The 11,440-nt window shown below is 36.5% G+C and carries 11 protein-coding genes; 7 read left to right on the forward strand and 4 right to left on the reverse strand.

Annotated features, from left to right (window positions below):
• Positions 1-105 precede the first annotated feature (105 nt).
• Entirely contained in the window at positions 106-276 is a 171-nt protein-coding gene (locus IPU53_RS11525) for a hypothetical protein (protein ID WP_207450848.1), read from the reverse strand.
• Between the two features lie 171 nt (positions 277-447).
• On the reverse strand, positions 448-861 hold the full coding sequence (locus IPU53_RS11530) for a hypothetical protein (RefSeq protein WP_207450850.1): 414 nt from the start codon (positions 859-861) through the stop codon (positions 448-450).
• Between the two features lie 250 nt (positions 862-1,111).
• Between IPU53_RS11530 and IPU53_RS11535 the strand changes: the two genes are divergently transcribed.
• A complete protein-coding gene (locus IPU53_RS11535) occupies positions 1,112-3,073 on the forward strand; it encodes a hypothetical protein (protein WP_207450852.1) in 1,962 nt (653 codons plus the stop codon).
• A 61-nt stretch (positions 3,074-3,134) separates the two neighbouring features.
• Here the strand turns inward: IPU53_RS11535 and yhfH are convergent, their stop codons facing one another.
• Complete coding sequence (gene yhfH, locus IPU53_RS11540) at positions 3,135-3,260, reverse strand: protein YhfH (protein WP_207450854.1); 126 nt, start codon at positions 3,258-3,260, stop codon at positions 3,135-3,137.
• A gap of 166 nt (positions 3,261-3,426) precedes the next feature.
• On the opposite strand from yhfH, the gene IPU53_RS11545 reads away from it, so the two are divergent.
• From IPU53_RS11545 to IPU53_RS11555, 3 genes are all read left to right on the forward strand, one after another.
• Positions 3,427-4,161, forward strand: a complete 735-nt coding sequence (locus IPU53_RS11545; RefSeq protein WP_207450856.1) for an MBL fold metallo-hydrolase — start codon at positions 3,427-3,429, stop codon at positions 4,159-4,161.
• A gap of 15 nt (positions 4,162-4,176) precedes the next feature.
• Positions 4,177-5,166 carry a lipoate--protein ligase gene (locus IPU53_RS11550; protein ID WP_207450858.1) on the forward strand — a complete coding sequence of 330 codons (990 nt, stop codon included), beginning with the start codon at positions 4,177-4,179 and terminating at the stop codon, positions 5,164-5,166.
• Between the two features lie 441 nt (positions 5,167-5,607).
• On the forward strand, positions 5,608-6,870 hold the full coding sequence (locus tag IPU53_RS11555; protein WP_207450860.1) for a M48 family metallopeptidase: 1,263 nt from the start codon (positions 5,608-5,610) through the stop codon (positions 6,868-6,870).
• 121 nt (positions 6,871-6,991) lie between these two features.
• Here IPU53_RS11555 and IPU53_RS11560 read toward each other — a convergent pair whose 3' ends face one another.
• Complete coding sequence (locus IPU53_RS11560) at positions 6,992-7,219, reverse strand: IDEAL domain-containing protein (RefSeq protein ID WP_207450862.1); 228 nt, start codon at positions 7,217-7,219, stop codon at positions 6,992-6,994.
• Between the two features lie 177 nt (positions 7,220-7,396).
• Here IPU53_RS11560 and IPU53_RS11565 point away from each other — a divergent pair, with 177 nt between their 5' ends.
• The 3 genes from IPU53_RS11565 to IPU53_RS11575 all read left to right on the forward strand — a co-directional run bounded on the left by IPU53_RS11565 (position 7,397) and on the right by IPU53_RS11575 (position 11,428).
• Entirely contained in the window at positions 7,397-7,951 is a 555-nt protein-coding gene (locus tag IPU53_RS11565; RefSeq protein ID WP_207450864.1) for a competence protein ComK, read from the forward strand.
• A gap of 673 nt (positions 7,952-8,624) precedes the next feature.
• On the forward strand, positions 8,625-10,622 hold the full coding sequence (locus IPU53_RS11570) for a S9 family peptidase (RefSeq protein WP_207450866.1): 1,998 nt from the start codon (positions 8,625-8,627) through the stop codon (positions 10,620-10,622).
• A gap of 197 nt (positions 10,623-10,819) precedes the next feature.
• Entirely contained in the window at positions 10,820-11,428 is a 609-nt protein-coding gene (locus IPU53_RS11575; RefSeq protein WP_207450868.1) for a TVP38/TMEM64 family protein, read from the forward strand.
• The last annotated feature ends 12 nt before the right edge of the window (positions 11,429-11,440 follow it).

Below are 11,440 nucleotides of genomic sequence, written 5' to 3' on the forward strand. Positions count from 1 at the left end.
GGGGGCGAGGCGATGGAACGACTGAAGGGGATGGGGAATAATCGAGGAGTGCCCTGTTAAAAATTGAAGCCAATAGGAAAGAGCACACAACACGAGCTAAATCGCTTAGGAGCCATGGCTATGCTGCTTAGATTCAGGTATTTGCAGATCTTTTTTCTTTGACTTTTTTCTTTTTTTCTTTGTGCCAGTCATGCGCAGCACAATATAATTGATTACTTCTTCAAAGATAGCTAGTACTACGAATGGTGTAAGAATAAGTAAAATCCATTTCCACATTTAGATCACCTTTTATGAGAAGTCATTTTGAAAAATCTATTATTATGATTGATACTATTTTAACATGAAGTTCGAGAAAACAAGCAATTATTTTTTTGAATACTTAAACGATCTGTCAAAGAAGAAAGACGAAGAGTAGATTTATAGCTTGACTCTTCGTCTGATCAACCATCATTTAGTAAAAGTTGAGTTTACATGCTCCACTGGTTTTACAATGATCACATTTAATTTATTTACCTGTTTACAACCATCTAAATCAGTTTCACTCAATATTCCTAAATCTAAGGCTGACTTGATTTTTTTATTGTCAGGCCGTTTTTGGACTAACTCATTTAATTGAAGAGTTTCCAATCTTTTAACAGTTTCTTCTTGTTCATATTTTTCTATCGTGCGAATTTGCCTTTGTAACATATATTCATCTACAGTGACTTCGCCTTTCTTATGATAGCCCAGAAATAGGTCAAAGTAATGGTTGAATATGTTCTTAAGTTCGTCTAACTGTTCTTCTGTTCTCTTTTTCTGCTCATTTAATTGATAATAACGCACAAGCATTTCTTTTGTAATCACGGGCTGAGAGTCAGTCATCAAAATCGCTCCAATCTAGAATAAATTATATAAAAACATATGGGATAAAAAAGAAGTTTATTCCATGTAAAGAAGAGATAGCCCGAAACTCCATTTAATGCCTCCAATTAATATATCCTTTTTCCTATGCTGTTTCATTGCAATATAGAGGAATTATCGTTCTTTTTACCTGAATTTCCCTGAAACAATCGCTCATGAGCTGCTGATAACGTATACTGAACGTTGATTATGGCTATAGGGAGGTTTTGAAGTGAAGAAATTTTTGCGAGTAGTCGGAAAAATCATCTTCATCTTATTTGCTGTGTTTGTTGCCTCTTCTCTCTTAATTGCTGGAGGATTTTGGGGTTATCAAAAATACAAGGATTATCGACTAGAAAAATATTTAAAAGCTTTACCGGAGGATGCAGCGATTTCTACTAATACGATGATTGAGTTACATGGTAATGAAAAAATTGGTGAGCAGAAGATGACCATTCAAGAAAAGGTGGATGCAGGGTTAAATCCATATGTCGATGATACTTCAGGGAATGGGATATCAGATTGGGATGCGATTCATACCTATCATACAGATCCAAAAAAGTTTTCGTCCGCTGATGACGGGATTAGTGATCTGGCTAAAATAAAAGAAGGGCTTGATCCAACAGAGCCTTTGGATAAGAACACCATTGATGAATTTAGTATTGAAGATGAAGCTTTAGATGTAACGATACATACAAATGATTTAAATGCGAAATACCATTCATTTATTGAACCCTACCAACAAGATGAGCTAGATGCTATTTATGAACCAGTTCGTGAACCTGTGCAATTTTTTAATTACAATGGGGAAGTGGAGCTAAAGCTTCCACAAGATGTTAAAAATCAAAAAGAGTTAAAAGCTTTTTATTTTGATTTTAATAAAGAAGATTTTGTGGAAATAAAAAAACAACGCGTAGAAGATGATGCCATTTTTGCGACGATTAATGATTCATCTCCAGTATATATTCTTAATCCAGATACATATGAAAGAATTGAAAAGTATTATTATTTCCGTGTGTCTGGTTTTCAATTTAGCCGTGCCGTTGCAGGATTCGATCACAAAGTGTTTATTTTTAAGCGTGCTTGGCGTGATAGCGACGATTTTGTGGAGGACAAATATGAAGATGAGGAATATGGGATTACTGAATTATCGATTGGAAAAATTGGTCCTATATCTGCAGCTTTCTTAGATGGGGTATATGCATTATTGGATAAAATTTTTCAGCCGCTTGATGAAACTGATAATAATTGGCTCGCTCGTGCTCTTCTTGATTATGGAACCGTTATGGGGACACCTGATTATGTCAAAAAATATTCAATGCCTTGGATTTTTGATGATGAATTTAATCAGGAAGAAGTGTACTCTGCTAAAGTGATTGATACAGGCTTTCTTTCAAATGCGAATGCCTTCCGTTTTGGTAATATGTTAACACCGCTTGGAGATGGCGGGATCTGTGCCGGAATTGTACGTGTGATTGAACGGGTTTTTAATCAGGAAGAGATCGAACAAAAGCTAAGCTATAAACCTGAGACCATGAAATCTTGGTTAAGAGAACTTTTGGGCAGTGCTGATTATAAAACGCTATCCTATAATTTAGAACCTCAATTAGAACATTATCCTTTCTTAGATGATGGATATTTGTACGGCTATCGTTTTACAGATGACCAAATTTCTTATATTGGAAAAGAGACATATATTGATGATGTAACGATTGATCCAAGTAAGATTGATGAGCCAGATCAAACATTAGTGAAAATGTTAGAAACCCAATGGATCTACGCTAATGAATTTATTAACTATACGACAAAGCCATATGATTCTTCGAATATAACTATTCTAGATCAAGTGGAGGACGCTTTAGCAAATGGAAATGTAGTTTATGCCTCTTTGCATAAAGAGTCAGGTGGGCATGCAGTGAATATCTATAAAATGGAATATGACGAATTCGACCCAAATCTCATCCGCTTGTATGCCTATGATTCGAATTTTCCATATGGACGTTTAAAACAGGAGAAAAAGCGGGAATTGTTTATGAATATTCATAAGAAAAAAAGGAACACAGAAAACGGAGTAGAAGAGTATTTTCAATTTGACTATACACCATTTTCAAGTAAGAACTATTCCTACAATAATACCGAAGATGATCATGAAATTCGCTTTTTCGTCAATGATCAAGCTTTAAAAGGGAAATAACAAAAGCAGAATTCTGTCATGAACAGGATCCTGCTTTTTATCTTACTATATGTGAATATGATTAGATTGAGTTACATTGGTCGCACAGATTTCCATAGCATTCATGTTGTTCAACAATCTTTTCACCGCATTGTGAGCATTTTTTAGGGGGTAACTCTTTGAAAAATTCTACGATGCTAGCAATCATTATTCCATTCTTCCTTTCTATTTTTTGTTATGATACTGTATTCATTTGATTAAATTGTATTATAACAGAATGTAAGTGTCAATAAAAACCTTTAAAACATGAAAAAAACATGAGAATAAAGTATAGTTAATTTGATGGGCAAGCTATGTAATAAGGAGTGTGAGACATGAAGTTAACGGTGATTGGTCATTGGGGAGGCTATCCGAAAGTGGGAGAAGCCAGCTCTGGATACTTATTAGAACATAATGGTTTCAAGCTTTTAGTTGACTGTGGCAGTGCTGTATTATCACAGTTGCAATATTATTTAAAACCAACAGAATTAGATGCGGTTATTGTTTCGCATTACCATCCCGACCATGTTGCAGATATTGGCGTGTTCCAACATGCTTTATTAATTGGCAAATACACGGAAGGATTTTCTGGAAATATACCGATTTACGGGCATCAAGAAGATCAAGCTGGATTTACAGCGTTAACGTATAAAAGTATAACAACGGGTGTAGCCTATACGGGCGATGAACCTTTACATATTGGTCCATTCCAGATTGAGTTTATCAAGACTATTCATCCGGTACCTTGTTATGCGATGCGCATAAAAGTTGGATCGAAAACGTTGGTCTATACGGCAGATACAGCGTACTTTCCTGAACTAGTAGATTTCTCGCAAGGTGGAGATTTATTATTATGTGAATCGAATTATTACAAGGATATGAAGAAATCAGCTTTCAATCATATGACAAGTGATCAGGCAGGCCAATTAGCTCAATTGGCGAACGTAAAGAAATTGATGCTTACACATTTACCACATTTCGGTGATTATGAGCAATTAATGTCTGAAGCAAAAGAAAAACATTCAGGGGATACAATTCTAGCTTCATCAGGATTAACCTTAACAATCTAATTAGGAGGTTTTCATATGCTATTTATTGATAATCAAGGGATTACAGATCCACGGGTAAACTTAGCGATTGAAGAATATGCATTAAAGCATTTAGATATTAACCAAGATTATTTATTGTTTTATATTAACGAGCCATCCATTATCATCGGAAAAAATCAGAATACTATTGAGGAGATTAATACCGATTATGTAGAGAAGAATGGTATTCATGTTGTTCGCCGTTTATCTGGAGGTGGAGCGGTTTATCATGATTTGGGAAATTTAAACTTTAGCTTTATTAGAAAAGATGAAGGGGACAGCTTTCTGAATTTTAAAAAGTTCACAGAGCCTGTTGTAAAAGCATTGAATAAATTAGGAGTACAAGCCGAGATGAAAGGCAGAAATGATCTGGTTGTGGGAGAACGGAAAATTTCAGGGAATGCTCAATTCTCGACTCGCGGAAGAATGTTTAGTCATGGCACGTTAATGTTTGACTCAGAAATTGAAAATGTCGTGTCAGCCCTTAAGGTAAGAAAAGATAAAATTGAATCAAAAGGGATTAAATCGATTCGCAGTAGGGTTGCCAATATTTCAGAGTTTATGGGTGAAAAGATATCGACCAAAGAATTTAGAGAAATATTACTGCGCTATATTTTTGAAGATATTTCCCCTATACCGGAATATAAATTGACTGAACAAGATTGGGAAATCATCCACCAAATCTCAAAAGAGCGATACCAAAACTGGGATTGGAATTATGGAAAGTCACCGAAATTTAATTTACAATTCTCGCATCGTTTTCCTGTGGGGCTTATTGAGTTTCGCTTAAATGTTCAAAAAGGCCAAATTACAGACTGTAAAATTTTTGGAGACTTCTTTGGTGTTGGGGATGTAGAAGAGGTTGAAAAAGCCTTAACGAATATCCGCTATGAACGTTCTGAAATTGCCCGTACCCTAGAACAATTGGATATCCCGCATTATTTTGGTAATGTTGCTAAGGATGAGATTATTGAGTTAATTTATTAATTCGTTTTTGGATAGAGAAGGACTCCCAAACTCAATTTGGGAGTCCTTCTTTTTGAAATAGGAAAGTATAAAATTTTGGCTAGTGTTTTGATCTAGCTCCAGCGCCTAGCCCCTCGAGGTTCGCAGGATGCGAGTCCATCGGCGTTGCGCCAGGACGGCGCGAACTTAGCCGATGTTCCGCTTAATAACCTGAGCCAATAAAAGTCAAAACCGGACTTTTTTTTCTCAGAACATTTGCTTGTCGGAGGCCAACAGGATGTTGGTCAGAAAGGCGTTGCACCAGGACGGTGCGAATTTAGCCTTTCTTCCTAGATCAAGGCGCTTGCGCTTTTCTTATATTCCGAGCCATCCTAATCTTCGGTTAAAATTAAAATAGATGGACTAGTTCTAAATGAAGAAAAAAATTCTACATATAATAAGAGATGGACAAGGGGGGAGATTATGATTCGGAAATGGGCTTTTCGCGCCATTATGTTGTATCTTTTATTCGGAATAGCGATATATGCTTATTTGTTTTTCTTTGCGAATACCACGATTCCGGAAGCGTTGCGTGGAACAGCGGTTGATCCAGCGACTTTTCTAAATGATCGAGAATTAATGCTAAGTGAAGATTACTCGCGAATTCGCAATTTGCTTTTCTTCTTAGCAACGCCTTATGAATGGTTGTTTTATTTCCTAATTCTGATTTTTGGAGTATCTGCTGCATTTGAGAAATGGGCAATCCTTACATCTAAGTTCTATGTCATTCGATCAGCCATTTATTTATTTTGGTTATCTCTCGCTTCTTTTATTGTTATGTTCCCTTTAAGTTATCTATCCTTTAGTATATCGAAATCGTATCAGATATCTACACAGACTTTTTCAAGTTGGATGAAGGATAAGCTAATTGATTTTTGGGTAAGTTACGGAACGACGTTCGTGGTGATTACCGTTTTGTATTTTTTAATAAAAAAGTTTCCAAAACGCTGGTGGCTTGCAGCTTGGGGACTGATGATTCCCTTCACCATATTTATGATGTTCGTTCAGCCGGTTGTGATCGACCCGCTCTATAATGATTTCTATCCTTTGGAGGATAAAAAACTTGAAGCAAAAATTTTAGATATGGCTGATCAAGCAAATATTCCAGCTGAACATGTTTATGAAGTCGATATGTCCACGAAAACAAACTCGTTAAATGCCTATGTGACTGGAATAGGTTCCAATTCACGGATTGTGCTTTGGGATACCACACTTGAACGCTTGAGCGATGAAGAGATTTTGTTTATTATGGCGCATGAGATGGGGCACTACGTTGAGAAGCATATCTATATTGGGATGGCCGGTTATATCGTCTTATCATTTGTAGGCCTTTGGCTAACAGCTAAATTAATGGAGCACTGGTTAGCAAGACGTGGAAAAGCATGGAAAGTAGAAAAGATGAGCAACCTAAGTTCATTGCCTGTTTTCCTTTTGATAACATCTGTTCTATTGTTTGCGGCCAGTCCACTAACGAATATGGTTTCTCGATATCAGGAATCGAGAGCGGACACATATGCGGTTGAAATGACCCAAGATAAAGCGGCAGGGATCGAATCATTTCAAAGTCTAGCAAAAGCAGGACTTAGTCAGATCAATCCTCCATGGTTAGTGAAATTATTCCGGTATGGACACCCAACAATGCTGGAACGCATAAAAAAGATTGAGGAATATGACATTAATCATTGAGGAATATTTCGATTTTGCAGGTAGAAGAATCAACTTTTTTCTTCTACCTGTTTTTGGTTTTGAAATCCCTGCTATACACGAGATAAAACAAAATAAAATAAAAATCCCCTTTTCAGGGGACTTAATAGCCAATAAGATCTTTTAATTCTTTTGATAATTTGTTAAAAGTATTTCGATCATTTTGATCAAGTGCATGGTCAATAGCTGCGCGAAGTTCCCGTTCTTTTCTTTGCTGCAGAAGGTCATTTAAAATAAATTCAACATACCATTGCATTTCTTGAGTATCATTTTTGTTTTGTGTCATTGTATATTCTTTTAGCAGCTCTTGGTAAGATTTTCTTTTTTCCATTGCTGATCACCTCTGACACTTTTTTTAATTATAACGAATAAACGAGAAAAAATCAATTGAATAATTGGAATCTTCTAATGGGTTTTTATTCACACTGCTTTTGGATTATTTTGACATTATTTAGCTTCTGAGTTATACTTTACTATGAATATAGAACTATATAAAGGAGTTGTGTATATGAGTAAAGAACTAATTGAGGAATACTTAATTAATCCATTTACCCTAATGATCCGACGGATCGTAAAAGAAGGCAAAAGCATAACGGAAATCATTGAATTTGAAGAGATTTATTATTCGGCGGAGTCACCACTTAGCATTGTCAAAAGAAATTGTGGCTACTACGGTTGCGATTATGAAGGACGAAGAAATGGAACAACGAAATTAATTAATATTACCCACAAAGCACCGATCCTCTTAGAATCACACACACCAATTTATTTTTTCCCAACTAAGTCACCTCAACACGAACTTTGCGTATGGATTGCCCATGATCAGGTAAAATCTAGTCGAAAAGGAGACACTAACACTACAACAGTTGTGATGTTTCGAAATAACTGTGAATATACCGTTTCCATCTCGGTTACCCCTTTTAAAACCCAAATGTTACGAACAGCTATGCTTAGAATCGAATATGAAAAAAGTATTGAAAGGATTGAAATGTATAATTTATTAAAACAATCCTATTTTATGAAAGCTTCTGAGGAAGGAAGACCCTATCGGCCATACAAATAATGTAGACCTAAGATGATTTCGCAAATGGAGGCTGGGACATAATTAAAATACTAAGCTCAAAGACGAGCAACGCATTACCTTAGCGAAGGCAAATATATGCGAGAAGTAAGAGTTCGGCAAGGCCCGGCAGGCTGAGCCTGAAGAGACTTGCCACTCGTCGCGGAAAGTAAAGTATATTTCTGGAGCTGGGATATGCACCAAACTAGTTCGTTTTTTTTGGTGAAAATACTTATGTCTCAGCCTTGCTATCCCTTCTTTCCAATCCAACCCCTCCAATAATTCTTCTTCTGTTCTCTGCTGCTATTTCGGACTAAAATAATTTCTTCATAGATTTTATAAGTGGCCAGTTCAATTATTTCTAAATCATATGTGGGAATCTTCGTCATGCAATTCAATCTCGTTATTGGAGTGTTTGGCTTTATTTCGTTTTCGCAGCTATAAATCATTTGACAAGCAGCAAATTATGGAAAAAGATAAGAGGGAGGGAGATTAACATTAAAGTGCGTGTTCAAGAAGTCCGATAAAAAGGACCAAGAAGTTCAAGGGGCGTAGCTTTGAGGAACGGAGCGTATGCTTTTACATACGTGAGTACCGGAAAAGCAAGCCAACGTAGAAATTCGATGTGTCATTTTTGTTGGGCATTTTGAACAACCTCTTAAAGGGAGTGAGTTGGATGGAAAGAAAACAAGGAATGAAACCTGAAGATTTATACGAATTGAAAACAGTGGCAGATCCACAATTTTCACCAAATGGAGAAGAAGTGGTCTATATTGAGACTTATATAGATAAGGAAAAAGATGATTATGTCTCCAATCTTTTTTACATGCATTTAGATGAAAAGAAACCCATACAATGGACCTTTGGCCAAGGCAAAAACTCTTCACCTGTGTGGTCTCCAGATGGAAAACAGCTTGCTTTTGTTTCTTCTCGAGACGGTAAGCCACAAATCTATATCCTTTCTAAAAATGGCGGAGAAGCCCGGCAAGTTACCTTCTCTAAAAATGGGGCAACAAATCCAGTCTGGTCTCCATGTGGGAAAAAATTAGCTTTCTCAGCAAAAATCAAACAAGATGAGACGGTTCATGATCGTCCAGAGAAAGAGAAAAAAGATAAGGATATAAAACCACTGATTGTTGAGAAAATGAAATATAAATCCGATTCAGGTGGCTTTCTTGATGTAGAGCTAATTACACAGATTGCTGTTGTCGAGTTGGAGCGAAATCAGCTTGAAGCATTAACAAACAAAACATATGATTGTTATTTAGAAGCATGGTCACCAGATGGAAAATACATATCCTATACAGCTAATGCGGCAGAAGACACTGATTTTTCCTTTGTAAGTGATCTCTTTTTACTTGAATTGGAGACGAAACAAAGCAAAAATATAACAGCTGAAATAGGTAGCTTTTCCCAGTCTTCATGGTCACCGAACAGTCGTTATGTGGCTTACGTAGGAAGCGAACGTGAATATGAAAATGCTACACAAGCAAAACTATGGATATATGATGTGGAGAAAGAAACAAAGATTTGCCTTACGGAAGCGCTCGATGCACCAGTTGGTGATTTTATTGTCGGTGATTTCTTACAAGGTGTTGTGTCTCCACGTGTTCAATGGTTAAATGATAATCAAAGTTTTTATTTTCAAGTAACCGATCATGGAAACACGATGATCTATTTCGGGAATGTTTCTGGAGAAATGTATCCCGCACTTAATGACGATGAACATGTATATGGTTTTTCTCTTAATACGAAGAACGATACGGCAGTTGCCTGTATTAGCTCACCGACTGAACCTAGTGATCTGTATTATGTATATTTGCAGACAGGAAAGAAAGAGCAGCTTACAGCGATAAATAAGGAGTTTTTAGCGACAAGAGCATTATCTTCTCCTGAGAGGATTGAATTTCCAGGAAAAGATGGTTGGAATGTCCATGGGTGGATTATGAAACCAGTCCATTTTCAGGAGGGAAAAAAATATCCAACAATTTTAGAAATTCATGGCGGTCCCCATGCTATGTATGGGAATACTTATTTTAATGAGTTTCAAACACTTGCATCTGAGGAATATGTAGTACTATATGTCAATCCTCGTGGAAGTCATGGCTATGGACAAGAATTCGTCAATGCTGTTCGTGGAGATTATGGTGGGGGAGATTATGAGGATTTAATGGCTGCTATGGATTTTGCCCTTCGTTCCTTTGAATATATTGATCAAGAACTGCTTGGCGTGACGGGGGGCAGTTACGGTGGATTTATGACTAATTGGATTGTAGGGCATACAGATCGTTTTAAAGCAGCTGTTACCCAAAGGTCGATTTGTAATTGGATGAGTTTTTATGGTGTTAGTGATATCGGCTATTACTTCACTGAATGGCAGATCTTAGCTGACCTAGAAGAAATAGATACGTTATGGAACCATTCCCCGCTCAAATATGTAAAACATGTACAGACACCACTATTAATTTTACATAGTGAACAAGATTATCGTTGTCCGATTGAACAAGGAGAACAATTATTTATTGCATTAAAGAAGAGCGGTAAAAAGACGAAGTTTATTCGTTTTCCTGAATCCAATCATGAATTATCACGGAGTGGAAAACCAGATTTTCGCGTCAAACGTTTAGAGTATATCCGTGACTGGTTTGCAGAATATTTAGTGCCGATTTCCTAATGGCTGCTTCACTGCAAAATTCCAGTTGCTCGCATATCCATACTTGTTTTCGAGGTGGAACACCGGATGACTTTCGGTGTTCCTAAGGTAAGAATCATTACGAACTGCACATACATACCTTAACTTTTAAGAGCAGATTTTTTTTGATATAATCTCTAGTAGAATATCTTGCATAATGGATCGAGGAATAACAAATTATGGACTTTCATTCGTTTAAAGACTGGTTCACATTGGAAAATATTACGGATTTGATTGACCAATATCGCTCATTTGGGCCATTACCAGGAATTTTATTGCCATTACTTGAAGCGTTCCTGCCTTTTTTGCCTTTGTTTCTTTTTGTATTAGCGAATGCAAATGCTTTTGGACTAGGGTTAGGATTTCTATATTCTTGGATTGGTGCCTCGGTTGGCGCACTTCTCGTTTTTCTGCTTGTTCGAAGATATGGAGATACTCGTATATTTCGCTTTTTATTAAAACGAAAAAAAATCCAAAGTTTAACAATGTGGTTGGAGAAAAAAGGATTTGGTCCTTTATTTCTTTTATTATGCTTTCCATTCACCCCTTCAGCTATTGTAAATATTGTAGCAGGGATATCAAAGATTAGTGTTTACCAATATATGATCGCCGTTATTGGTGGAAAAGCAGTGATGATTTTCATATTAAGTTTTATTGGGTATGATATTATCTCATTAATTACCCAACCGATTCGGACGGCTATTGTGCTTGTAATCATCACGATCCTTTGGTTTATCGGCAAACAAATTGAAAGTAAAATTGTCGATAAGGTACAAGAGCGAGGGTAAAAATAAAAGAAA

It is taken from the genome of Bacillus sp. SD088, from assembly GCF_017355205.1.
Taxonomy (GTDB): Bacteria; Bacillota; Bacilli; order Bacillales; family Bacillaceae_C; genus Lederbergia.